This is a genomic window from Saccharothrix sp. CB00851, from assembly GCF_001905065.1.
Lineage (GTDB): Bacteria > Actinomycetota > Actinomycetes > Mycobacteriales > Pseudonocardiaceae > Actinosynnema.
In genome coordinates this window covers 167,040-190,795 of record NZ_LWLC01000066.1, presented here as the reverse complement: position 1 = coordinate 190,795, position 23,756 = coordinate 167,040, and the positions used below count along the sequence as shown (strand labels likewise).

Sequence of the window (23,756 nt, the reverse complement as noted above, 5' to 3'; positions counted from 1 at the left end):
TGCTACAGCTCCAGGCCGGTGAGTACCAGGACGCGTTGTTCGGTGAGGTCGTCCATGGCGGCGCGCACGCCCTCGCGGCCGGTGCCTGAGTCTTTCGTGCCGCCGTAGGGCATTTGGTCGGCGCGGAAGCTGGGGACGTCGCCCACGATCACGCCGCCGACGGCCAGGTGCTTGGCGGCGCGGAAGGCCAGGCGGACGTCGTGGGTGAACAGGCCCGCCTGCAAGCCGAACCGCGAGGCGTTGACCCGGGCGAAGGCCTCGTCCACCGACGGCACGGGGTCCAGCACCACGACCGGGCCGAAGACTTCCTCGTCCACGACCTTGCACGACGGCGGGACGTCGGCCAGCACGGTCGGTTCGTAGGACGCGCCCGAACGACGCCCGCCGGTCAGCACCCGCGCGCCCGCGGCCACGGCCTCGTCGACCCAGGCCTCGACGCGCCGGGCGGCGGCCTCGTTGATCAGTGGGCCGACGTCGGTGGCCGGGTCGGTCGGGTCGCCCGTGCCGAGCTTGCGCACGTGCGACACGACGGCGTCGGCCAGCGCCGGGTACACGTCTTCGTGGGCGTACACGCGTTGCACCGAGATGCACGACTGCCCGCCCTGGTACATCGAGAACGTGGAGATGCGCTGGGCGGCCCAGTCCAGGTCCGTCCAATCCGGACAGACGACGGCCGCCGCGTTGCCGCCCAGCTCCAGCACGACGTGCTTGCGCGGCACCCGGTCCAGGATCGAGTAGCCGACCGGGCCGGACCCGGTGAACGACACCACCGGCAGCCGGGGGTCCTCGGCCAGCGCGCCCGCCACCTCGTTGGGCACCGGCAGCACCGACCACGACCCGGCGGGCAGTTCGGTCTCCGCCAGCAGCTCGCCCAGCAGCAGCGCGACGAGAGGGGTGGCGGGCGCGGGCTTGACCACGATCGGCGCGCCCACCGCCAGCGCGGGCGCGACCTTGTGCGCCACCAGGTTCAGCGGGAAGTTGAACGGCGCGATGCCCAGCACGGGACCGCGCGGTGCCCGGCGGACGAGCGCCAGCCTGCCGTTCGCCGCCGGGTCGGTGTCCAGCCGCTGGAGCTCACCGGAGAACCGGCGCGCCTCCTCGGCGGCCCACCGGAACGTCGACACCGCGCGGGTGACCTCGATCCGCGACCACTTCACCGGCTTGCCCGACTCGGCGGTGATCAGCGCGGCCACCTCGTCGGCGCGCTCGGCGAGCCGCCGTGACACGCGGTCGAGCGCCGCCGCCCGGGCGTGCGCGGGCAGCGCGGCGAACTCCCCGGCCACGGCGTGCGCGGCGGCGACGGCCCGTTCCACGTCCTCGGCGGTGGCGTTGGACGTCACGCCGGCCAGGGCGCCGTCGTGCGGGGTGCGGATCTCGACCGGGTCGTCGCTCGTCGCGGGCTGTCCCGCGACCCAGTACGGCGTCGTCGTCACTGCAGGGCTCCTTCAAGCACGTCCAGGCCTTCGGCCAGCAGCTCGTCCGGGATGACGAGCGGTGGCAGCAGGCGGATCACGTTCCCACGGGTACCGCAGGTCAGCACGACCACCCCGGCCGCGTGGCAGGTGGCCGCGACCCGGGAGGCGATCTCGGCGGAGGCCAGTTCCACGGCCAGCATCGCGCCGCGGCCGCGCGCCTCGACCACCGGCGCCAGGGCGTGCAGCCGGGGCAGCGCGGTCGCCTCGATCCGCCGTGCGGCGGCGTTGAGGTCCAGTTCGCGCACGGTGTCGATGGCGGCGATCGCGGCGGCACAGGCGATCGGGTTGCCGCCGTACGTGCCGCCCAGCCCGCCGGGGTGCACGGCGTCCACCACGTCGGCGCGCCCGGTCACCGCGGCCAGCGGCAGGCCGCCCGCGATGCCCTTCGCCGTGGCCACCAGGTCCGGGACGACGCCCTCGTGCTCGCACGCGAACCAGTCGCCCGTGCGGCAGAACCCGGTCTGGACCTCGTCGGCGACCAGCAGCACGCCGTGCGACCGGCACCAGTCGGCGAGGGCGGGCAGGAACCCCGGCGCGGGCACGAGGAAGCCGCCCTCGCCCTGGATCGGCTCCACCACGACGCACGCGATCCGGTCCGGCCGGTCGATGGCGGCGACCGCGCGTCGGGCCGCTTCCGCGCCGGTCAGGCCGTCGTGCAGCGGGTAGGAACCGGGGACCCGGTGCACCTCGGGGGTGAACGGGCCGAAGCCGTGCTTGTAGGGCATCTCCTTGGCGGTCAACGCCATGGTCAGGTTCGTGCGGCCGTGGTAGGCGTGGTCGAGCGCCACGACACCCGGCCGCCCGGTGGCGTGCCGGGCGATCTTGACCGCGTTCTCCACCGCCTCCGCGCCGGAGTTGAGCAGCACCGAGCGCTTGTCGTGCCCGCCCGGTGTCAACTCCGCCAGCCGTTCGCACACGTCCAGGTAGCCCTCGTACGGCGTGACCATGAAGCACGTGTGGCTGAACCGGTCGACCTGCTCGTGCACGGCCCGCGCGACGCGGGGCGCCGGGTTGCCGACGCCGGTCACCGCGATGCCGGAGGCCAGGTCGATCAACCGGTTGCCGTCCACGTCGACCAGCAGCCCCGGCTCGGCGTGGTCGACGAACACCGCGAGCACCGAGCCGACACCCGCCGCGACCGCGCCCTTGCGCCGCTCGGCCAGCTCGCGTGACCGGGGGCCGGGGATCTCCGTGCGCAGTCGGGCCATGGGTCCAGCATCGACCGGTCGGGCGCCGGAGGACAGTATCCAGACTGGCGAACGGGTGCTCACAGGTTGTACACAGTGTCCATGGCGTTGACGGTGGGGGAGTTGGCCCGCGAGGTCGGGCTGACCGTGCTCGTGGACGCGGGGCTGGAGCGGGCCGTGGCCTGGGTGCACAGCACCGAGCTGGCCGACCCGACGCCGTTCCTGGAGGGCGGTGAGCTGCTGCTGACCACCGGCATCGCGCTCGGACCCGCCGAGCGGTACGTGCGGCGGCTGGTGGCCGCGGGTGCGGTGGGGCTCGGGTTCGGCACCGGGCTGAGCCACGACCACGTGCCCGACGACCTCATCCGGGCCGCCCGGGACGCCGGGCTGGCGCTGCTGGAGGTGCCCAGGGCCACGCCGTTCATCGCGATCACCAAGGCGGTGTCGCGGGCCGTCGCGGCGGACGAGTACGCGGCGCTCGCTCGGGCGAGCACGGCGCAGCGGGCGTTGACCCGGGCCGCGGTCGGTGAAGGGCCGCCGGGCGTGGTGCGGCGGTTGGCCCGGCTCATCGACGGCGCGGCGGCGTTGCTCGACCCGCACGGCACGCCGGTGCACGTCGTCGGCACGCTGCCCGACCTCGACGCGCACGTGCGGCGGCTGGCGTCGTCCGGCGGACCGGCCGGTGCGGCGTGGCAGGCGGGGGAGCGGCACGTCGCCATGCAGGTGCTCGGTCGGCGCGGCTACCTCGCCGTGGCGACCGCCGGGCCGTTGGACGCGGGCGTGGTCAACGCCGCCGCGTCGCTGCTCACCGTGGCGCTGGCCCGGTCGGACGAGGTCGACGCGGTGCGGCGGGAGCTGCGCGAGGCGCGGTTCCGGCTGGCGCTGGCGGGCGTGCCGGTGGACGGGGTGCCGGCGGGGCCGTTCCGGGTGTTCGTGCTGCGCGAGCCCGCCGAACCGGAGGGGTTCTGGGCCGAGGTGGACGGGCGGGTGGTCGTGCTGGCCCGTGAGGTGGACGTGCCCGCCGCCGCGTCCAGCCCGGTGGACGCCGGTGACGTCGCCCGCGGCTACCGGGAGGCGCTGCGGGCGTGGGAGGCGGGCGTGGCCACGTTCGAGGAGGTCGCCGGGTCCGGCCTGCTGGCGGCGGACGCGGCGGAGTTCGCCGCCACCCTGCTCGCGCCGCTGGACGACGTGCTGCGCGAGACGCTGGGTGTGTGGCTGGCTTGCCACGGCCAAGCCGATCCGGCGGCCACCCGGCTGGGCGTGCACCGGCACACCGTGCGCAACCGGCTCAAGCGGGTCGAGCAGCTGCTGGGCCGTTCGCTGGAACCCGCAGGTGTGCGTGCCGAACTGTGGCTGGCGCTGCACGCCGGACCGTAGGCTGGGCGCACACCGCCGCCGACCACTCCTTGTCCGAGGGGGATTCCTTGGCGCGCTTCCGATTCTTAGCCCACGCGGCCGGTGTCGTCACCGTTGCGGCCGCCCTGCTCACCGCCGTGTTCACCAGCCCCGCCAGCGCGTGCAGCTGCCTGCCCAGCACGGAAGGGGAGCGCTACCAGCGTGCGACCCACGTGTTCTCCGGGCTGGTGCTGAGCCAGGCGCTGGAGGCGGGTGACCCGTCCTCGCCCTACGACGACGAGTACCGCTACGCCGTCGCCGTCCACCGGGAGTACAAGGGCGACGTGCCCGTCCGGGTCGACGTCGTCACGTCCACCAGCGGCGGGCTGTGCGGGATCAGCCTGCGCGTCGGCACGCGGTACCTGGTGTTCGCGAGCGGCGACTCGTCCGACGGCCGGGTGGAGACCCACCTGTGCAGCGGCACCCGGCTCGCCTCGGCCGGCCCGCCGGTGACGACCGTGTCCTCCGCGTCGACCCACGCCCTGCGCCACCGCCACGCCGTGACGGGTGTGCCGTGCGCCGGAGGTCACCCGGACGGGTGGTCCTCGGCGCACGGCCGTCAGGTTCACCGGCCCCGGTCGTTACTCCGGCACAGGTTCGGCAAGCCGAAAAAATCGGATGTTTGTGACGGCCGTGAAACGGGAATGTGGACGCGAAACGGCAAACGGGATGCCGGCCGAGCGGGACTACCGGTAGTTTTCGGCCTCCGGGCCGACGTCGTCGACACAGCGGAGGTTCAACCGGATGTGGGACGGTGACCTGACCGGCGAGGTGGTCGACGGCAGGTACGCCCTGGGCAGCCTGTTCGGATCGGGCGGCATGGCCGAGGTGTACCGGGCGGTGGACACCCGACTCGACCGGGACGTCGCGATCAAGTTCTTCCTGGGCCAGGCCTCCGGCGAGGACCGGATCCGGCTCGACCGCGAGGCGGAGGTGCTCGGCTCGTTGCGCTGCCCCGGCCTGGTCGAGGTGTACGGCACCGGCAGCTTCCGCGGCCGTCCGTACTTCGTGATGCAGCCCGTCGAGGGCGGCACGCTGCGCCGCCGGATGCGGGGCGCGATGTCGCCCGCGGTGGTGGCCGCGATCGGGGCGCAGGTCGCCGGCGTGCTCGCCCACGTGCACGCCAACGACGTGGTGCACCGGGACGTGAAGCCGTCCAACATCCTGCTCGACACGGCCGGGCGGCGTGCCTACCTGGCCGACTTCGGGCTCGCGCTGCAGGCCCAGGTGACCCGGGTGACCAAGTCCGGGATCCTGGTCGGCACGGCGGGCTACCTCGCGCCCGAGCAGGTCCGCGGCGGTGACGTGCTGCCCGCCGCCGACGTCTACGCGCTGGGCCTGGTGCTGCTGGAGTGCCTGACCGGGCGGCCCGAGTACCCGGGCGGCGACACGGAGGCGGCGCTGGCGCGGCTGCACCGGGAGCCGCGCATCCCGGCGAACCTGCCCGACCCGTGGACCGACGTGCTGACCGCGATGACCGCGACCGACCCGGCCAAGCGGCCGTCGGCGGCGGAGTGCGAGCGGCTGCTGACGCGGGCCCAGCGGGCGAGCGCGGGCCTGTCGCCGCTGGTCGAGGTGGCCCTGCTCGACCGGCCCGAGGAGGTCGAGGAGCGCGAGCCGAGGTCCAAGGCGGTGCTGGTGGGCGCTGCCGCTGCCGCGGTGGCGTTGACGCTGCTGGGCTTCCTGCTGATGAGCGACCCGATCGTGCCCGCCCCCGGTGAGCGCCTCAGCGGGCCGACGACCACGACCGGGGCCGAGCCGGTCGCGGAGCAGGCGCCGAACACGGACGTCGCGGTGTCGGGCAACCCGTCCACGGTGACCGTGGTGCAGGGCGCGCCGGGGCAGCAGCCACCGGCCGGCAACGTCGGAACCGAGCCCGGTGGCGGTGAGGAGACCGTGGTGCGCACGACCCCGCCGCCCACCACCACGACCACGACCACGAAGGCGCAGCGGGAGACCCCGGTCCACACACCGCCGGACACGCCGACCGTGATCGTCCCGAACCCGGGTCCGCCCACCATGACCGGGCCGCCGTCGAAGGATCGCGCCGGCTCGGCCAAGAGGGGTTGACCGGGTAGTCCGCCGCTCAGCGGAGGGCGGGCAGGAGCTCGCCCTTGGCGAAGTCCAGGAACTCCGGCTGGTGGTCGCCGCCGATCTGCACCAGGGCCAGGTCGGTGAAGCCGGCCTCGCGGAACTTCGCCACCGCCTCCACCACCGGGCCGACGTCCGGGCCGCACGGGATCTGCGCGGCCACGTCCTCCGGCCGCACGAACTGCGTCGCACCCGCGAACCCGGCCGTGCCGGGCAGCTCCGAGTTGACCTTCCAGCCGCCGCCGAACCACCGGAACTGCTCGTGCGCCCGCTCGATCGCCGCGTCGCGGTCGGTGTCCCAGCAGATCGGCAGCTGGCCGATCTTGCGCGACTGCCCGCCCTGGAAGACGTCCCACTCCTGGCTCAGCGACGCGTCCGGCTCGGTGGCCACCATCGCGTCGGCCAGGGGCGCGAACGTGCGCACCGACTGGCCGCCGGACACCGCGACCGCGATCGGCACGCGCTGCTCGGGCAGGTCCCACAGCTTCGCCGAGTCGACCCGGAAGTGCTGGCCCGAGTAGTTGACGTACCCGCCGTCGAACAGCTGGGAGATGATCTCCACGGCCTCGCGCAGCAGCTCGTGCCGCACGTTCACCGGAGGCCAGCCGCGGCCGACCACGTGCTCGTTGAGGTTCTCGCCCGCGCCGATGCCCAACGTGAACCGGTTGCCCGACAGCAGCTGCACGGTCGCCGCCTTCTGCGCCACGACCGCCGGGTGGTAGCGCACGGTCGGGCAGGTCACGTACGTCATCAGCTCGACCCGCTCGGTGGCCTGGGTGACCGCGCCGAGCACGCTCCACGCGTACGGCGCGTGCCCCTGCTCGTCCAACCACGGCGAGTAGTGGTCGCTCATGACCTCGAAGTCGAACCCCGCCTGCTCGGCCAGCCCGGCGTGCTCGACCAGCTCGCGCGGCCCCGCCTGCTCGGTCATCAGCGTGTACCCGATCCGCACGACTCCTCCTACGCCATCGGCAGGTCGGTGAGGTCCGCCCGCAACTCGTCGAGTTCTTCGTAGACTGCCGACGCCCCGGCCTCCCGCAACTCGGCGTCGCCGAAACCACCCGTGCGAAGGCACACCGAAGGCAGCCCGGCCCGTTGGGCGGCCTCGCAGTCCCACACCGAGTCGCCGATGACGACGGCACGGCCGCCGCGGTCCACCCGGCGCAGCGCCACCTCGATCAGGTCCGGCGCGGGCTTGCTGTCCTCGACGTCGTCCGACGAGGTCGACGGGATGCCGGAGGCGTCGATCAGCTTCAGGTAGTGGTCCACGTGGTGGCGCTTGCCCGAGCTGGCCAGCACCACCGCGAAGTCCTGCTCCAGCGCCGCGGCGACCAGGCGGTGCGCGCCTTCCAACGGACGGATCTCGGCCAGCATCGGCTCGAACGCCACCTCCCACGCCTTGCGCAGCTCGGCGCCGTGCTCGCGTTCCACGTGCTCGCCCGCGACGGCGGCGACGAGCTTGTCGCCACCCATCCCGATGGACCGGTGCAGCCGCCAGGTCGGCACGGTGATGTCGAAGCGGCGGAACGCGCGGAACCAGGCCACCGCGTGGTGGAAGTTGGTGTCCACCAGCGTCCCGTCGACGTCCAGGACGAGCGTGTTGGTCATGCGGCCTGGTTAACCCGGCCGACGGACCCGCAAACCGGCCGACCCCGCGAACCGCGCCAGCGCCCGTTCCAGGTCCGGGTGCTGGTCGGCGGTGGTGCCCAGCCTGGCCGCCCACGGCAGGCGCCCGGTCAGCGCGAGGCCGACCCTGGTGACCGCCCACCGACCGGACGCGCTGACCAGCAGCGCCACCGCGGCGCACCCGGCCCACGAGCCGACCATGTACACCGCTCGCGGGCCGGGTCCCACGACGCCACCGGGAGCAGCACCGGCACCGACTGCCCCTGCCGCAGGTTCACCAGCAGCTGCTGCACCAGCAGCATGGCGAACGTGGTCTTGCCCGACCCCGGCTCGCCGAGCACCACCAACCGGCCGCGGGGCAGTGCGCGGAACGCCTCGGCCAACCCGACCAGGTCGTCGCCCTCGGGCACGTCGCCGCCGATGTTCTCCGGGTGGTCGGCGTCCGCGCGGCCCGCCCGCCACACCACCGGCAGCGGCGCGGGGTCGAACAGGTCGCGGGCGGCCGACTCGTCGCGCCACTGCGCCAGCACCAGCCCGGCCAGCTCCGCCGCCGCGAGGTCGGCCGGTTCCGCGGTGGACGGCAGGTGGACGTGCACGTCGCCGTGCACGTCCCTGGCCTGCAGCACGAACCAGGCCGTGCCGTCGAAGCTGTTGCGCATGCGGCGGCGGTCAGCGGGCGGGCAGTGAGTCCAGGAATTCCTCGATCAGCCGGACCCACTCGGTGGGTGCCTCCACCGCGGGCGAGTGGCCGCTGTCCAGTTCGGCCCACCGGGCGCCGGGGATCAGGTCGGCCAGCTGCCGCGTGGTGCCGGGCGCGATCAGCCGGTCGTGCTTGGCGCCGATCACCAGCGTCGGCACGGCCAACGAGGGCAGCTCCTCACGCAGGTCGATCTCCTGCACCAGGTCGACCTGCTCGGGCGTGCCGGCCGGGATGGTCAACGCGATCAGCTCCAGGAAGCCGTCGGTCTGCTCGGCGGTCATCCGCCGCAGGAACGGCTCGCCCAGCGCGATGGACATCAGGAAGCGGGCCAGCTCGGCGCGGTCGCCGTCCACCAGCCGACGCCACTGCCGCATCCGTTCCCTGGTCTCGTCGTCGATGCGGGCGAAGCCGGCGGTGAGCACCAGCGCCGTCACCCGCTCCGGGTACCGCTGCGCCGCGCGCACGGCGACCGCGCAGCCCATCGAGTAGCCGACGACCGCGAACCGCTCCTCACCCTCGGCGGTGGCCACCAGCCGGTCGGCGAGGTCGTCCAGGTCCAGGGGCCCGGTCGCGCGCGGGGTGGTCCCCGAGCCGGGGAAGTCCACCGCGTGCACCTTGCGCTTGCGCGACAGCCGCGGGATGAGCGGGCTGAAGTTCGCGCGGACCGTGCCACCGGCCCCGTGGGCGAGCAGAAGTGCGGGAGTCACGTGACCGATTCTGCCGGTCCGGCACCGTCCGCCGCCGCTGTTTCGCGCGCGAAGGGTGATCGCGACCAGCGCGAACCCGCCGGTCGGGACCGGTGCGTGGGCAAGCACACAGGGCGTGCGGCTTCGGTGGGCCGTGCCGACCGCGAGGTCAGCCGACGTACACGCGGATCGACGTGCCGTCCTCGTGCGTGTGCACCCGGACCAGGTCGCACAGCAGGTTCACCAGCATCACGCCGTACCCGCCGTGGGCGTTCACGCCCGGATTGCGCCTGCCCACCATGGGGTTCGCGAGCCGGCCCGCGTCACGCACCTCGCACACCACCGCGCCGCCCTCCCGCCACAGCACCAGCGTGCCGAAGCCGCCGCCGTGCACCACGCTGTTGGTGGTCAGCTCGTTGACCGCGAGCACCAGGTCCTCCACCTGGTCGGTGGTCAGGCCCGTGTCGGTGGCGAACGCGGCGACCAGCCGGCGGGTGATGGCCAGGCCGTCCAGGTCGAACCGGCGCACGACGGCGTCCGGCGGCGGCGCGGGCAGCGGCCGGTTGAACTCCTCGGCGACCAGGAACGGCTCGCGGTAGCCGACGCTCTGCCTGCGCTGCTGCCCCTCGACCACGACCGGGTGCGTGGTCTCCGCGTCGCGCACCGCCGCCGGCGTGAGGTTCGCCGTGTCGTACGGGCACAGGATCCAGGCGGCGCGGTCCTCGAACGCGGTGTTGATCAGCGCCTCGTGCTGCACGCAGGCCGGGTACTCCAGGTCGGTGCGCTCCGGCCAGATCGGCTCGCCGATGATCCGCACCCGGCCGGTGGTGGAGGCGTTGTTGTCGGTGAACGCGGCCAGCACGCCGGGGATGATCCGGCCCGGGTTGCGCCCGGCGCGTCTGAGGTCCAGGAACTCGACCTGCTCGGCCTGCCCGCCCAACGCGCGGCGCACCAGGTCGATCCCGCGCTGCGGCACGGCCACCAGCACCGGCTCACCGGCGGCGAGGCCGTCGCGCACGAACGGCACTGTGCCCGCGAGGTACTGCTCGTCGTCGCGGTAGAACAGCGCCTCGTGCACGAAGTCGACCACCTTGGGGAACCTCCGAAACGGTCGCTGGCGGGGAGGTCTGCCCGTCCAGTATCGCGCCCGAACGCCGTTACGGGAGCGGTCTGCGCAGGCAAACGCGTGTCGCCGGGTCCAGGCCGCGCGCGGTTTCGGCCGCTACGACGGCCGCCAGGCCCGGCGAGAGGTCCGTGAGCTCACCGAACCCGAGCCGTCGATAATAGGGTCCGTTCCACGGGATGTCGCGGAAGGTCGTCAAGGTCAACGCCCGCAGCCCGCGCGCCGCGGCCCAACTCCCGACGTGGTCGAGCAGCGCCGCCCCGATGCCGCGCCGGGCGTGGTGGGGGTGCACGCAGAGCTGCTCCACGTGCGCCGCGCCGTCCACGACCTCGACCGCGACCCAGGCCACCGGGTGCGGGTCGGCGGCCACCCAGACGTGCAGGTGGGCGAGGGTGCTCAGCGGCATCGGGTCGTCGTCGGCGATTTCCGGCATGCCGAAGTCGCGGAACTGCTCGCCCGAAGCCCGTTCGATCGGGGGCAGCAGCGGCAGTTCGTCCGGTCGGGCGGGGCGGAGGTCCACCGGGGCATGGTCAGCCGGCGGTGAGGTTGCGCTCAACCTCATTCGCGAGGGCTTCGAGCAGGCGGGACGGCAACTGGTCGTCGGGGCAGTCGTCCACCCGGAGTTCGGCGACGCTGCCCGCGACACCCGCCAGCGAGACCCGCAGCTCGCCGCGGCAGCCGTGCCCGGCCAGGGGTTCCCAGGTCAGGAGCAGCTGGTCGTAGTCGGCGGCCAGGTTGACCTGGTGCGGTTCGCCGTGGGCGCGCAGGATCAGCACGTCGTCCGAGCGGCCGACGACCTGGTAGGGGTCGGGCAGCCACGCGGCCAGCCGGGCGGAATCGGCGGCGGCGTTGAAGACCAGGTCGGGAAGGGCGGGGACGTCTCGTCTCGCGTGGATGGTCACGGCGTCACGGTTACCCCGTTCGAGCACCCGCACACTGGGTAACCAGCGGCCATGACGGCAGCACAGGAACCAGTGGGCGAGCCGGTCGACCCGGACGAGGTGGCCGAGGAAGCCCCGATCGACCCGACACCGCAGGAAGTCGACGAGTACCGGGCGTTGATCGGCGACGAGGAGCCGGAGCCGGCGCGGAAGGGGCCGGAGATCCCGGAGTTCTGAGCCTGCCGGCAGCCCGGACCTGGCGGCGTCGGCCGGTGGTCTGAACCGGCGGGCACCGGGCGAACCCGGCAGTTCCGACGTGGTGAGCCGCGCCCGGTCGACGCGGTTCCGGTGGGGGCTGGGCAGGTCGGTGACCTGGCAGGACATCGAGCGTTACGGGCGCCTGGTACCCGGCCCGCGCGGACGTCAGCCGCATCGCACTCGTGGTCGTGAACTACCCGGAGCAGGATCACCCAATCCGGTTTCACCCGATGCGTTTTTGGGCACTCCTCCCGGTACCTCTCACGCGCGAACGGTGGTGACGTATGTCCAGACGGCCTGCTCAGGTCGGTGTTCTCGACGTCGGCTGCTTCAGCGCCAACCTCGTCGTCGTCTCCGGTTCACCACTGAACCCGGTCGTCTCGCACAAGACCCGCCTCCGGCTCGACCGAGCCCTCGACCGCGACAACCGACTGCGCCCGGAAGGCGTGGAACAGGTTGTGACCGCCGTCCGCATCGCCCACCGCGTCGCCGAGCGCGCGGGTGTCTCCGCCGTCGTGCCGTTCGCCACCTCCATCATCCGCGACGCGCCGAACGCCGACCAGGTGATCGCCGAGGTCCTCCGGCTCACCGGCACCCGGCTGCGCGTGCTGCCCGGCCGGGAGGAGGCGCGCCTGTCCTACCTGGCCGCGCGGCACTGGTTCGGCTGGCACGTCGGCCCGCTGCTGGTGCTCGACGTCGGCGGCGGCACGGTGGAGCTCGCCGCCGGTGAGGACGTGGAGCCGTCGTTGACGCGTTCGCTGCCGTTCGGCGCGCGCACGATGACCCGGCGGCTCGGGTTGAACCGGACCGTGCGGCGGGACCACCGCGGCCTGGCGCGTGAGCAGGTGCTGGTGCACGACCGGGTGGTGGCCGCGCTGGAGGGCACGTCGGTCGACGGTCACCGGGCCGTCGGCTGCTCGAAGGTGTTCCAGCAGTTGGCGCGGCTGGCCGGAGCGCGACCGCAGCACGAGGGGCCGTTCGTGCCGCGCTCCCTGCGCTTGGCCGACCTGCGCGGCTGGATACCCCGCCTGGCCCGGCTGCCCGCGCCCCGGCGCGCCCGGCTGCCCGGCATCTCCCGGCACCGGGCGGAGCAGTCGTTGGCGGGAGCGCTGGTGGTGGAGGCGTTGATGGTGGCGACCGGGTCCGACGAGGTGGAGATATGCCCGTGGTCGACCAGGGAAGGGTTGTTGCTGTCCCTGATCGGGACGGGCGATGACGACGAGTACTGCCGGGTGGCGTGAAGGGATCGGGATGCTGGCGCTGTCGGTCGAGGCCCACCGGACGGGGTGCGCGGTGGTCGTGGCGACCGGGGAGTTGGACCTGGCGGGTGCGCGCCGGGTGCTGGACCGGATGGACCGCCTGGTGAGCGAGGGACGTGACCGGATCGTGCTCGACATGTCCGGGGTCGCGTTCTGCGGCGCGCAGGCGATGAGCGCGTTGGTGCGGACCCGGGCGCGGGCCCAGCGGGCCGGTGGTTGGCTGCGGCTGGCCGCCGTGCCGCCGCACGTGCGACGGGTGTTCGAGCGCACCGACCTGGACCGGTTGTTCCCGCGCTACCCGGACGTCGCGTCGGCGGCGTCCGGGCGGGCGGTGGCGAGTGCGGAGGAGCGTGGCGCGGCGGCGGCCGGTGGGGCGCGGGCGGTTTCGGGCGGCACGGTCTCGGGCGGCACGGTGTCGCGTGACGGCCGTGCGGCGGCTGCCGGTCACGGTGGGCGGGTCGTGTCGCGCGGTGGGCGTCCGGCGGCTGCCGGTGAGGACGGCCGGGTCGGCTCGGGCCGGGACGGGCAGGCGGTTCCGGGTGACGGGGGGCGTGCCGGGTCGGGCGGTGACGGGCACGCCGGTTCGGTGGACGGCGACGGGCGTGGTGCGGGCCGGGGCGAGCGGGCCGTGTCGGGTGGTGATGGCGATCGGGCCGCGGGTTCCGGCGGTGGCGAGCGGGCCGGGTCGGATGGTGGGCGTCGTGCCGGTGGTGCTGCGCGGGGCCCGGGTTCCAGTGGTGACGGCGGTGGTGTCGCGGGTCGTGGCGTGCGGGCCGCGGGTGCCGGTGGCGACGGGCGGGGCGGGTCGGGGGAGGACGGGCACGTCGGGGGTGGGTGGTGAGCCCACCTCGGTGACCGGGAGGCGCGGGTCGTTTCGAGTGGTGATCACGGGGTAGTCGAGCGGGAGCCACCGTCACAGCGAGGGGATCCGCGATGAGTGCGACCACGCGGTTGCCGCACCCGGTCCGCGGCGCGGCCATGGGGGTCGCGGTCGTGTTCCTGGTGGTGGGCGTGCTCGGGTTCGTGCCCGGGATCACCACCCACCTCGACCGGATCACGTTCGCCGGTCCCGGGTCCGGCGCGCACCTGATCGGCGTGTTCCACGTGTCCGTGCTGCACAACCTGGTCCACCTGCTGTTCGGCGCGGTGGGCCTGGTGATGGCGCGGACGGCGGTGGCGGCGCGGGCGTTCCTCGTCGGCGGTGGTGTGGCGTACCTGCTGCTCTGGCTGTACGGGCTGATCGTGGACAAGGCGGGCGCGGCGAACTTCGTGCCCGTCAACGACGCCGACGACTGGCTGCACCTGGGGCTCGGCGTCGGCATGATCGGGCTCGGCCTGGCGCTCAAGGGCAACCCGAATGCCCGCAGTGCCTGACCTCGTCGAGCCCGCCTTCCGCGCGCTGGCCGGCGTGCGGGACGCCAAGGCGTTCCACCCGCGCGGGCGGTGGTTCGAGGGCACGGTGACCGCGACGTTCGACCCCGGGTTGCCGCTGCCGGTCGGCGTGGTGGAGGTGTCCGGTCGGCTGTCCAAGGGCGTCGGCACCCCGGGCGGGCTGCCCGACGTGCTCGGCCTGGCGTTCCGGCTGCCGGGACCGTGGGACGTGCTGCTGTCCACCTGCTTCGCCCGCGTGCTGCCGCGACCCGCGCGGACCTGGGCGAGCGCCCGGTACGGCTGCATCACCCCGTTCCGCTGGCGTGACCGGCTGGTGTGGCTGGCCGCCGTGCCCGACCCGGTCCGGCTCCGCTCGGCGGCGTTGGCCGACCTGCCCGCCGAACTGGGGTTCCGGCTGGAGATCGGCCCACCGTGGCGGCCGGTCGGCAGGCTGGTGGCCCGTCCGCTGGACGTCGACCGCGACCTGCCCGCGCTCGACCCGGTGCTGAACCGGCCGCCCGGCCTCGACCTGGCACCCGACGTCCTGGCCCGCGCCCGCGAGAGGGCCTATCGGGGCAGTCGACGCGGCCGATCGCCCGATCCGGTGACTGCTCTGGACGCATGAGCGTGCTGTGGGCCGGGTAGTAGAAGGCCATGGCGAGTTCGTCGAAGTCCGGAGACCACCGCCCTCTCGGTTCGCGTAGACCTACGTACCGCTATCCGGATTGTTAGGCGTCCGTCGTCGCCGGAGGGTGGGTCCACGTGGCCGCCTGTCTGCACACCACATCCCTGCCGGGCGGCCGAGTGGAAACGGAGAACGACCGATGCGACACGATCGCTCGACCCGGCGACGGGTCGTCACCGCCTGCCTGACCACGGCAACCCTGCTGTCGGTCGGCGCGGGCTACGGCTACGCCGCCGGCGGGCAACCGGAGGGCGACGTCGTCGGCGCCGGCCGACCGGGCGCGGTGCCGGACAGCTACATCGTCGTGCTGCGGGCGGACTCGGTCAGCCTGGAGCAGACGCCCGCCGCCGCCGAGGCGCTCGTCGGGAGGTACGGCGGCGAGGTCCAGCTGGCCTACACCGCCGTGCTGCGCGGCTTCGCGGCCACCATGAACGCGACGCAGGCGCGCCGGCTGGCCGCCGATCCGACCGTGGAGTACGTCGAGCAGGACGGCGAGGCGCACGCCACCGGTACCCAGGAGAACCCGACCTGGGGCCTGGACCGGGTGGACCAGAAGACGCTGCCGCTGGACAAGAAGTACAACTACCACAACACCGCCGAGGGCGTGACCGCGTACGTGGTCGACACCGGCATCCAGAAGGAGCACCCCGACTTCGGCGGCCGGGCCGCCGACGGCCACGACTTCATCGACGACGACGCGGTGGCGCAGGACTGCCACGGCCACGGCACGCACGTCGCGGGCACCATCGGCTCGACCACGTACGGCGTGGCCAAGGCCGTGAAGCTGGTGGGCGTGCGGGTGCTCGACTGCCGTGGTTCCGGCGCGTGGTCACAGGTCATCGGTGGGCTGGACTGGATCGCCAAGAACGCGGCCAAGCCGGCGGTGGCCAACATGAGCCTCGGCGGCACGGCCAGCACGTCGATAGACGACGCGGTCAAGAAGGTGGTCGCGGCCGGGGTCACGGTCGCCGTGGCGTCCGGCAACGACAACCGCGACGCGTGCAACGTCTCGCCGGCCCGAACCCCCGAGGCGATCACGGTCAACGCGTCCGACAGCATGGACAAGCGGTCGACGTTCTCCAACACCGGCCGCTGCACCGACCTCTTCGCCCCCGGCTCGAACATCACCTCCACCTGGAACAACGGCGGCGAGCGCACGATCAACGGCACGTCGATGGCGGCACCGCACGTGGCGGGCGCGGCGGCGCTGTACCTGGGCGCGAACCCCGCCAACGCCGCCGCCACCCCGGCGGACGTGACCAAGGCGCTGATCGACAACGCCACCCCGCACGTGGTCAAGAACCCGGGCAGCGGCTCGCCGAACAAGCTGCTGTACACGGGGTTCATCGGCGGCAACCCGAATCCGCCCACCTGCGCGGGTGGTACGAACACCGACGACGTGGCCATCCCGGACGCCGGTGACGCCGTCACCTCCGACATCGTCGTGTCCGAGTGCGAGGGCACCGGCACCCCGCAGACCTCGGTGAAGGTCGACATCGTGCACCCGTACACCGCCGACCTGGCGGTGGACCTGATCGGCCCGAGCGGCGCGGTGTTCCCGCTGCGGGCCTCGGGTGGCGAGAACTCCGCGGACGGCATCCACGAGACGTTCAAGGTGGACACGTCCAAGGAGAACAAGAACGGCACGTGGAAGCTGCGGGTGAAGGACGTCTACACGTACGACACCGGGACCATCGACGCCTGGTCGCTCGCGTTCTGACCCACCACCGAGACCAACCGGCCGCGAGGGTGCGGGCGGGCGGTGACCACCACGGTCGCCGCCCGCCTGCTCGCGCGGGGGTTCGCCGGCGCCGCCTGCTCGCGCGGGGGTTCGTCGGTACCGCCTGCTCGCGCGGGGTTCGTTGGTACCGCCTGCTCGCGCGGGGTTCGTTGGTACCGCCTGCTCGCGCGGGGTTCGTTGGTACCGCCTGCTCGCGCGTGCGGCTCATCGGCCGCGGTTAGAGAGTTGTTAGAGGCCTCGGCTTGGCTTGTCCACCGGTCCCACGGGAAGAGGCCGCGACCGAGGGAGGCAGTCGTGGAGAACACCAAGAAGAAGGTCAGCGTCAAGATCCGCAAGCTGGAGAAGCTCGAGACCACACGCTGCGCAGCTCGCCCTACGAGATCCAGGCCAGGCTCAAGCACGCCTCGGTGGCGTTGCTCGGGCTCGGCGGCACGGGGTCGGCGGTCGCGTCCGGGCTGGTCGCGAGCGGGGTCGGGCACCTGCACTGCGCGGACTTCGACACCGTCGAGGAGTCGAACCTGTGCCGCCAGCTGCTGTACGACGAGGGGGACGTCGGCGCGCCCAAGGTGGACCGCGCGGTGGCCCGGCTGCGCGCGATGAACTCGCTGGTCGAGGTCACCGGCGAGGAGCGCAGGGTCACCGGCGCGGACGACGTGGCCGAGTTGATGGCGGGCCGGGACGCGTTCGTGCTGTGCGCCGACCAACCGCAGCCGGACATCATGCGTTGGACCAACGAGGCCGCGCTGCGCACCGGCACGCCGTGGTTCGTGTCCCTCTACACCGGACCGATGGCGGTCGTCGGCGGGTACGTGCCGGGGGAGACGGGCTGCTGGGAGTGCCTGTTCCGGTGGATGAACACGCAGGAGCACGTGTCGGACAGCCGGGTGCTGTTCCCGGACGACCGCGCCAACGCGGTGATCGCGGCGAGCGCGAGCGTCAGCGGCCACCTGTGCGCGTTGGAGGTGATCTACCACCTCGGCGGGCTGCCGACGCAGGTGCGCGGGCGGGTGCTGCACTGGAACTTCGCCGACTGGGGCCACCACTACTTCATCGACGTGCCGCACGACGTCGACTGCCCGACCTGCGGCCATGGCTGAGCCGTCGACCGACGTGGCGATCGGGCCGTCCAGCGTGCTGCGGCTGCACCGGCTGGCCGTGCGCGACAGCGACGACGACCCGGACGAGGTGGTGGTCGGCCGGGTCGAGACGGGCGGGTTCGTCGAGCTGCCCCGGATCGGCGCGATCGCGATCACCATGCTGGACGCCGGGTCGACCGTGGGCGAGGTGGAGGAGCGGATCGCCCGCGAGCACGACGTGGAGCTCGACGTCGTGGAGTTCGCCGAGGCACTGGTCGAGCTGGAGTTCGTGTCCGGTGTGGACGGTCGGCCCCTGCCGGGTGGTGAACCGCGCCGCGAGCACCTGCCGTGGTTGCGCGAACGCTGTGCGGCCACCTGCCGCTGGCCGTGTGCGTGGCCGCCGGGCGGCTCGCCGTGCACCCGGACTGGCCGGTCGCGCGGCTGTGGGACCGGCTGGCCGAGGAGCGGCGGCGGCTGGACGAGCTGTCGTTGGGCGACCTGGACGTGCGGGCCGTCATCGCGACCAGCTACGGGCTGCTCGACCCGCCCGCCCGGCTGCTGCTGCGCCGGCTCGGCCTGGCCGCGACGACCGAGTGGCCCGCGTGGGTGGCGGGTGCGCTCGTGGGCGGTGACGAGCCGGTGGACCGGTTGCTGGAGACGTTGGCCGACGTGCACCTGGTCGAGGTGCTCGGCCGCGACCGGGTGGGGCAGGAGCGCTTCCGGCTGCACGACCTGGTGCACGAGTTCGTCGCCGAACGGGTCGCCGAGGAGGAGCCGCCGCGGGAGCGTGACGCGGCGCTCAGGCGGGTGCTGTCCGGCTGGCTCGGCCGGGCCGGGGTGGCGGACGACCGGGTCGGGCACGGCCTGCAGAACGCGGTCGGGCTCGACCTGCCGCTGGTGCCGGACGACGTGGCCGGGCCGATCGCCGCCGCGCCGCGGGAGTGGTTCGAGGTCGAGCTGACCACGCTCATCGCGTGCGTCGAGCAGGCGTGCCGGCTCGGCTTGGCCGAACTCGCGGGCGGGTTGGCGCTGCGCCTGACCGGGTTCCTCGCCCTGCGCACCTACGACGTGGAGCGGGAACGGGTCCTGCGTGCCGCCGCCGAGGTCACCAGGGCGCACGGCGTTGACCGGCAGGCGGTCCGGCTGCTGCTGGGCCTGTTCGGGCTGGCGGCCCAGCGGTCTCGGTTCGCGGAACTGCCCGCGTTGGCGGCCGAGGGCCTCGCCTTGGCGCGGGAGCTCGGCGACCGGCTCGGGGTGGTGGGCGCGCTGGGCAACGCCGGGTGGGCGGCCCAGAGCCTGGGCCGGCTCGCCGAGGCCGCGCGCTGGTTCGAGGAGGGCGTCGAGGCGTGTGACGAGTCCGTCCCGCCGCCGTTGGCCCGGTGGCTGGCGTTGTCGCTGGCCCGCACCTGGCACGAGGCGGGGTACTCCGCGCGGGCCGTGCCGGTGGTCGAACGGCTGTTGTCCGAGTGGTCGGAGGAGGAGAGCGACCGGAGCAGGGCGCTGCTGCTCGTGCTGGCCGCCGATGTGCTGCCGGCCGTCGGCCGGGTCGACGCGGCGGAACGGTTGCTGACCGAGGCGGCGGCGCTCGTGGCCCGCCTCGACGACGAACTCGGGTCGGCCCGCATCGGGCACGACCTGGCCAGGGTGTGGCTGCACCGGGGCGAGTGGGACCGGGCCGCCGAGCGGCTGGACCGCGTGCTGCGGGTGCACGAGGAGCTGGGCGTGCGCGACGAGACCGCCCGGACCCTCGTCACGATGGGTGAGCTGGAACTGGGCCGCGGCGGGCAGGCGGCCGGGGTGCTGCGCCGGTCGTTGGCGCTCTGGCGGGAGGTGGGCGCGCCGCTCGACGTGGCGCGGACGTTGGCGCGGCTCGCGATCGCCGACCCGGACGGTGCGCGGGAGTACCGGCGGGAGTGCGACGCGATCCTGGCCGAGCTGGGGCTGGACGAGCGCGCGCTGCGGCTGCCGTCGTTCCTGTGAGCGGCCCGGCCGTTACGCCAGCGGGCGTCGTCCGGCGAACCCCAGGTCCGTGCGGTGGTACCAGTCCAGGCCCTGGTCGCCTTCGAGCCAGCACAGCAGCACCGGCACGCCGTCGAGGTCGGACGGGAAGTCGACCAGCAGCGGCGCGAAGCCCTTCAGCTCGGCGCCCGTCGCCTGCACGGTGGTCATGAGGTCGTCCAGCCTGGCCTGGGCCGCCTTCAGCTCGGGCAGCCCGCCGAGGTCGGTGGGTCCGCCGCCGTTGAGGGAAGCGGCCAGCTCGGCGGCGTCGGCCCGGACCTCGATGATCTCGGTGAGCACCGGCAGGAGCCTGGCCAGCTCTTCTCGCGCCTCGGGCACGCTGAACACGGTCACCCCTGGTCCGCCGTGGTTGCCGTACCCGGACAGGCTACCCGCCGCGGGCGCGGCGACCCGGCGTGCGGCACGCGCCACTCGGCGTGCGCCGCGACGAGTCGGGGCCGCCCCAGCGGTGAGGCGGCCCCGACGTCAGTCAGCGCAGCGGCGGTGAGGCCAGCTTCGCCAGCTCCAGCGCCTGCTGGGGCCACCAGCGGCCGGCGGCCGGGCCGCCCTGGCACTCGCCGTCGGACTCACCGGGGCGCTTGACCCACAGGTACGCGTCCACCAGCGGGATGCCGGTGTTCGCCGTGGGCCGCTCGCCCAGGCCGCGGCCCGGCGGGTTGCACCAGTCGGTCTCGCCCTCGCCGGGCGTGTAGTGGCCGAGGCCGTTGCGGCTGGTGTCCAGCACGAAGTGCGTCATCTTCGGCATGTGCACCGGCATCGCGTCCAACTCCTCGTTGGTCGGGCAGCTGGTCGCACCCCGCTCCGTGCGCAGGTAGATGCACTTCGACACGCGGGTGCCGTACTGGACCAGGTCCTCGGTGAACCGGTAGTTCGAGGTGTTGAGCGCGAACCCGTCCGCCCGCGTGACACCGCCCTGGAGCAGGCGGTTGACGATGCCCAGCTGCTGGCGCGGCTCGCCGTAGCCCGCGTCGTAGTCGTTGAGCGCCTGCCACGCCGAGTGCCCCGCGTCGAGGTAGACGCGGGTGTGCTTGCCGCGCTTGAGCGCGTCCACGGCGTGGTTGATCTCGCGGAACCGCTGGGGCACCAGCTCCGAGTCGGGGCCGATCGTGCACCACGGCTCGCTGGTCATCAGGGCCAGGCCGTCCGGCTCGACCACCACGACCGCCTTCTCGTCACCGATGCCGTCGGCGAAGGCGTCGATCCAGTCCTTGTACTCCTGCTCGCTGAGCGCGCCGCCCGCGGACCACTGCGAGCAGTCCCGGTAGGGCACGAAGTACGCCACGAGCACCGGCACCTGGTCCTTGGCCTTCGCGGCCTGCACGACGTTGCGCACGTTCTGGCGCACCTGGTCGGCGCCCGCCGTGGTGAACCAGATGGCGGTCGGCTGGGCGGCCATGGCCTCCATCAGCTCGGCGTCCGCCACCCGGCCCTCGGCCCGCCACTGCTCGGCCTGCCGGGCCGCGTTGCTGTCGGGTTCGACGTAGAAGGACGTGCCCTTCGGCAGGTGCGGTGGTCCCGAGGCCGTCACCGTTCCCTCCGCTCCGGCGCCACTGGCGCCGATCAACGCGCACACCGCGGTCGCCGCCAGGGTCAGCCCGACGCGCCGTCCTCTCGGTCCGTTCTTCACTCGACTGCTCCTCACGGAACGCTGTCTGGGAGCGCTCCCATCCGGCGGTCAGCATGCGTGCTGATGAGCTGCATCACAACCCCCGGTCACGTGTGCGGGCACCTTTTCGAAACCTGGTCGTTACCTGCCACCTGGACGAGTGCTTGTGCGCCGTTCGAGTTGTGGGCCCCTGCCACGCCGTCTACCTGTGGAGACGTGATCACCACCATTGCGGCAGCGGTCTGCGCGTTGGCGCTGGGTCTGTTCTTCAACTGGCTGTTGAAGCGGCGCAGGCACCTCGAGCCGGGTGGCGAACCGATCACGACCAGTGACCTGACCAGCCCGATGGAGACGCTGGCCGTGCTGCTGCTGGCGTTCGTGCTGGTGGTGGCCGCCGAGTCGTACAGCGCGGCGGACGAGGCGGTGCGGTCCGAGGCCGTCGTGGTGGAGCACCTGTTCGAGTTCGCCGAGTTCGCGCCGGAGCCCGCGGCACAGACGTTGCAGGGTGCGACGATCTGCTACACCCGCGCCGTGCTGGCGCACGAGTGGGCGCAGATGGAGGAGGGCAGCGGCCTCTCACCCGTGCCGAGCGTCTGGAGCGACCGGTTCCGCCAGGTGCTCAAGGAACTCGGCGCGGCGGACCCGCTGTTCGAAACGCTGGTCAACGCGGACGAGCGGCGTTCCGAGGCGCGCATGGAGCGCATCGCGCAGTCGGCACCGGCGATCCCGGAGATCCTCTACTGGTTCATGGTGATCTCGCTCGCGGTCACCGTGGTGGCGTTCGCGTTCAACCTGCCCTCCCGGCGGGGCGGGCTGGAGATCGCCACGCTCGTCGTGCTCACCACGCTGTTCACCCTGTGCCTGCTGCTCATCCAGGACGTCGACCGGCCGTTCGCGGGCGTGATCAGCGTGTCGACCGAGGCGTTGCACTCCACCGAGGACTACATCACCGAGGGCTACGACGTCCGGTACGACCAGGAGACGCTCCCGTGCGACCAGGCGGGTGGGCTACGCGCGGGCGCGTGACGTGCCGCGGACGACGCGGGCCAGGTGCAGGGCGTAGGTCTCCCACTCGGCCAGGTGCTCGGTGGCGATGCCGAACACCGCCACCGCCTCCTCGGCGGGCAGGTGCACCACCACCTGCAACTGCCGGACGACCCGGTCGGCCAGGGCGGCGTCCTGGGCGATGATCAGCGCCCGGCCCAGCGCGAGGTCGACCTCGCGGACGGTGGCCGACCGCGGTACCGCGGTGGCCAGCGCGGTCAGCGGGTCGTGGTCGCGGGTGGGGTGCAGCGCGATGGTGAACAGGCCCGTGGTCGGGCCCGCGGGTTCCAGCACCGTGGCCGCGTACCGCACGCCGGCCTCGCGCAGCCGGGCCACCAACGTCTCCTGCGCGGACAGCAGGGCGGTGCGCTGGGCGGCGGTCGCTTCGGGCCACGCGTCAGCGATCAGCCGTGCGGTCCGGGCCGCCCGGTCCGCCGGTTCGGCCGCCAAGTCCATCGGGGTGAACTGCGGCGGCACGTCGAACGTGAACGGCAGAGTCACGACAGACCTCTCATCACGTTGACCCACCTGTCGGGAATCGCCTGCACACCGTTGGCGTTCGCCGCGATGGCCGTGGCGACGCCTTCGGCCTCCTCGCCCCAGCCGAGGATCGCGGGCACCTGTGTGGCGAGCGAGACACCGCCCTGCACACCGACTGCCACCCCGGTCGAGACCGCCGGGTTCGAGAAGACGCCCTCGGCGGCGGCCTTCAGCAGCGGCGCGGCCTCGAAGCCGGTGTCGGCGGCGCGCAACAGGGATCCGATGCCGGTGATCGCGTGCTCCGCGTTCTTGATCGCCGCGACGCCGGGGAGCACGCCCAGGGTGTCGCCCACGAGCGTGGCGAGGTCGAAGTCCCCGGTGATCGCCATGTCGGTCGCGTTCGCCGCCAGCGCGACACCGCCGGCGAGCAGGGCGACCGGCGCGGCGAAGGCGTTCACGCCCGGGATGAGCGCCAGCGTGCCCGCGACGGCGGAGGTGACCCCGGCCCACTTGCCGATCTCACCGAACACGGTGTCGCCGTCACCCTCCTTCGCGGGTCCCTCGGGCGGCACGAACGGTGGCGGTGGTGGGCCGTGGCCGGCGAGGGAGGCGAGGTAGGCGTTGAGCCAGGCCGCGATCTCGGTGACGAACCGGTCCTGCGTGGCCGCGGCCACGGCGGGGTCGAGCTGCGCCGCCTTGGCGTACAAGGGGATGTTGGCGTTGATGACGTCCACAATGGTCTGCTTGGCCGACGTCACGTCGGTCGCGAACGCGGCGGCGAGGGTCTGCAGCGCGTGCATCCGCGTGCCGACCTCGCCGGCGGCTGCGCCGAGCGCGGTCATCCGGCCGTGGAACGCCTGACCGGCCGGGTCGGCCCACGCGGTGGCGATCGGGCCGAGGTCGAGGCGGCTCAGCGGTTCGGTGTGCCCGGCCGCCTCGCCCCACTCGGCGGCCAGCAGCCGCATCATGTCCTCGTCCGTGTCCGGCCACTCGACGAGCGCGTTGACCCTGGGCCACAGGCCGTGCGCGCTGGAGGGAGGTGCGATCGGCACG

Annotated in this window: 26 protein-coding genes; 12 read left to right on the top strand and 14 right to left on the bottom strand. The window is 73.5% G+C overall.

The genetic code is table 11. The features are described from left to right. Positions 1-2: 2 nt before the first annotated feature. Both A6A25_RS41775 and gabT read right to left on the bottom strand, forming a co-directional pair. On the bottom strand, positions 3-1,433 hold the full coding sequence (locus tag A6A25_RS41775; RefSeq protein ID WP_073900128.1) for an aldehyde dehydrogenase family protein: 1,431 nt from the start codon (positions 1,431-1,433) through the stop codon (positions 3-5). Continuing rightward, positions 1,430-2,683: a 4-aminobutyrate--2-oxoglutarate transaminase gene (gene gabT / locus A6A25_RS41770; protein ID WP_073900126.1), complete on the bottom strand. Its 1,254-nt coding sequence runs from the start codon at positions 2,681-2,683 to the stop codon at positions 1,430-1,432. Before gabT ends, A6A25_RS41775 begins: the two co-directional genes overlap by 4 nt. Before the next feature lie 81 nt (positions 2,684-2,764). Between gabT and A6A25_RS41765 the strand changes: the two genes are divergently transcribed. From A6A25_RS41765 to A6A25_RS41755, 3 genes are read left to right on the top strand one after another with little or no spacing between them, the layout of a single operon-like run. Further along, on the top strand, positions 2,765-4,039 hold the full coding sequence (locus tag A6A25_RS41765; RefSeq protein WP_073900124.1) for a PucR family transcriptional regulator: 1,275 nt from the start codon (positions 2,765-2,767) through the stop codon (positions 4,037-4,039). 47 nt (positions 4,040-4,086) lie between these two features. Beyond that, a complete protein-coding gene (locus tag A6A25_RS41760; protein ID WP_083669111.1) occupies positions 4,087-4,815 on the top strand; it encodes a hypothetical protein in 729 nt (242 codons plus the stop codon). Continuing rightward, positions 4,802-6,127, top strand: coding sequence for a serine/threonine-protein kinase (locus tag A6A25_RS41755; RefSeq protein ID WP_073900120.1), 1,326 nt, complete (start codon positions 4,802-4,804; stop codon positions 6,125-6,127). The genes A6A25_RS41760 and A6A25_RS41755 overlap by 14 nt, the downstream gene beginning before the upstream one ends. A 16-nt stretch (positions 6,128-6,143) precedes the next feature. Here A6A25_RS41755 and A6A25_RS41750 read toward each other — a convergent pair whose 3' ends face one another. From A6A25_RS41750 to A6A25_RS41715, 7 genes are all read right to left on the bottom strand, one after another. Beyond that, a complete protein-coding gene (locus A6A25_RS41750; protein ID WP_073900118.1) occupies positions 6,144-7,100 on the bottom strand; it encodes an LLM class F420-dependent oxidoreductase in 957 nt (318 codons plus the stop codon). 8 nt (positions 7,101-7,108) lie between these two features. Beyond that, positions 7,109-7,756 (bottom strand): HAD family hydrolase, encoded by a 648-nt coding sequence (locus tag A6A25_RS41745; protein ID WP_073900116.1) that lies wholly within the window; start codon positions 7,754-7,756, stop codon positions 7,109-7,111. A gap of 128 nt (positions 7,757-7,884) precedes the next feature. Next, positions 7,885-8,433 carry a hypothetical protein gene (locus A6A25_RS41735; protein WP_073900112.1) on the bottom strand — a complete coding sequence of 183 codons (549 nt, stop codon included), beginning with the start codon at positions 8,431-8,433 and terminating at the stop codon, positions 7,885-7,887. A 10-nt stretch (positions 8,434-8,443) separates the two neighbouring features. Next, positions 8,444-9,181 (bottom strand): alpha/beta fold hydrolase, encoded by a 738-nt coding sequence (locus A6A25_RS41730; RefSeq protein WP_241829206.1) that lies wholly within the window; start codon positions 9,179-9,181, stop codon positions 8,444-8,446. 148 nt (positions 9,182-9,329) lie between these two features. Beyond that, positions 9,330-10,250: a sensor histidine kinase gene (locus A6A25_RS41725; protein WP_073900110.1), complete on the bottom strand. Its 921-nt coding sequence runs from the start codon at positions 10,248-10,250 to the stop codon at positions 9,330-9,332. A gap of 67 nt (positions 10,251-10,317) precedes the next feature. Beyond that, positions 10,318-10,803 (bottom strand): GNAT family N-acetyltransferase, encoded by a 486-nt coding sequence (locus A6A25_RS41720; RefSeq protein WP_073900108.1) that lies wholly within the window; start codon positions 10,801-10,803, stop codon positions 10,318-10,320. 10 nt (positions 10,804-10,813) lie between these two features. Beyond that, positions 10,814-11,185, bottom strand: a complete 372-nt coding sequence (locus A6A25_RS41715; protein WP_143193757.1) for a hypothetical protein — start codon at positions 11,183-11,185, stop codon at positions 10,814-10,816. Positions 11,186-11,236: 51 nt separating this feature from the next. Here A6A25_RS41715 and A6A25_RS44515 point away from each other — a divergent pair, with 51 nt between their 5' ends. The 7 genes from A6A25_RS44515 to A6A25_RS41685 all read left to right on the top strand — a co-directional run bounded on the left by A6A25_RS44515 (position 11,237) and on the right by A6A25_RS41685 (position 17,575). Then, positions 11,237-11,401, top strand: coding sequence for a hypothetical protein (locus A6A25_RS44515; RefSeq protein WP_158073920.1), 165 nt, complete (start codon positions 11,237-11,239; stop codon positions 11,399-11,401). Between the two features lie 305 nt (positions 11,402-11,706). After that, positions 11,707-12,663, top strand: a complete 957-nt coding sequence (locus A6A25_RS41710) for a Ppx/GppA phosphatase family protein (RefSeq protein WP_073900104.1) — start codon at positions 11,707-11,709, stop codon at positions 12,661-12,663. Next, positions 12,635-13,522, top strand: a complete 888-nt coding sequence (locus A6A25_RS46180) for an STAS domain-containing protein (protein ID WP_241829205.1) — start codon at positions 12,635-12,637, stop codon at positions 13,520-13,522. Before A6A25_RS41710 ends, A6A25_RS46180 begins: the two co-directional genes overlap by 29 nt. A 92-nt stretch (positions 13,523-13,614) precedes the next feature. Further along, positions 13,615-14,055, top strand: a complete 441-nt coding sequence (locus A6A25_RS41700) for a DUF4383 domain-containing protein (protein ID WP_073900102.1) — start codon at positions 13,615-13,617, stop codon at positions 14,053-14,055. Further along, entirely contained in the window at positions 14,039-14,677 is a 639-nt protein-coding gene (locus A6A25_RS41695; protein WP_073900100.1) for a hypothetical protein, read from the top strand. The genes A6A25_RS41700 and A6A25_RS41695 overlap by 17 nt, the downstream gene beginning before the upstream one ends. A gap of 199 nt (positions 14,678-14,876) precedes the next feature. Beyond that, positions 14,877-16,457, top strand: coding sequence for a S8 family peptidase (locus A6A25_RS41690; protein ID WP_073900098.1), 1,581 nt, complete (start codon positions 14,877-14,879; stop codon positions 16,455-16,457). A 263-nt stretch (positions 16,458-16,720) separates the two neighbouring features. After that, the gene (locus tag A6A25_RS41685; RefSeq protein ID WP_073900096.1) at positions 16,721-17,575 is read left to right on the top strand and encodes a HesA/MoeB/ThiF family protein; all 855 of its coding nucleotides are present in this window, start codon (positions 16,721-16,723) and stop codon (positions 17,573-17,575) included. On the opposite strand, the gene A6A25_RS43755 is transcribed toward A6A25_RS41685, so the two are convergent. After that, complete coding sequence (locus A6A25_RS43755) at positions 17,526-17,897, bottom strand: hypothetical protein (protein WP_143193756.1); 372 nt, start codon at positions 17,895-17,897, stop codon at positions 17,526-17,528. The two genes, A6A25_RS41685 and A6A25_RS43755, sit on opposite strands and share 50 nt — an antisense overlap. Before the next feature lie 5 nt (positions 17,898-17,902). Between A6A25_RS43755 and A6A25_RS46570 the strand changes: the two genes are divergently transcribed. Next, the gene (locus tag A6A25_RS46570) at positions 17,903-19,534 is read left to right on the top strand and encodes a tetratricopeptide repeat protein (protein ID WP_073900095.1); all 1,632 of its coding nucleotides are present in this window, start codon (positions 17,903-17,905) and stop codon (positions 19,532-19,534) included. 12 nt (positions 19,535-19,546) lie between these two features. Here A6A25_RS46570 and A6A25_RS41675 read toward each other — a convergent pair whose 3' ends face one another. After that, entirely contained in the window at positions 19,547-19,906 is a 360-nt protein-coding gene (locus A6A25_RS41675; protein ID WP_073900094.1) for a DUF2203 domain-containing protein, read from the bottom strand. 136 nt (positions 19,907-20,042) lie between these two features. Beyond that, positions 20,043-21,200, bottom strand: coding sequence for a glycoside hydrolase family 6 protein (locus A6A25_RS41670; protein WP_073900092.1), 1,158 nt, complete (start codon positions 21,198-21,200; stop codon positions 20,043-20,045). Positions 21,201-21,395: 195 nt separating this feature from the next. Here A6A25_RS41670 and A6A25_RS41665 point away from each other — a divergent pair, with 195 nt between their 5' ends. Next, positions 21,396-22,205 carry a bestrophin-like domain gene (locus A6A25_RS41665; RefSeq protein ID WP_073900090.1) on the top strand — a complete coding sequence of 270 codons (810 nt, stop codon included), beginning with the start codon at positions 21,396-21,398 and terminating at the stop codon, positions 22,203-22,205. Here the strand turns inward: A6A25_RS41665 and A6A25_RS41660 are convergent. Next, the gene (locus tag A6A25_RS41660) at positions 22,188-22,724 is read right to left on the bottom strand and encodes a hypothetical protein (protein ID WP_073900088.1); all 537 of its coding nucleotides are present in this window, start codon (positions 22,722-22,724) and stop codon (positions 22,188-22,190) included. The two genes, A6A25_RS41665 and A6A25_RS41660, sit on opposite strands and share 18 nt — an antisense overlap. Then, complete coding sequence (locus A6A25_RS41655) at positions 22,721-23,755, bottom strand: WXG100-like domain-containing protein (RefSeq protein WP_073900086.1); 1,035 nt, start codon at positions 23,753-23,755, stop codon at positions 22,721-22,723. The genes A6A25_RS41660 and A6A25_RS41655 overlap by 4 nt, the downstream gene beginning before the upstream one ends. Position 23,756: the final 1 nt, after the last annotated feature.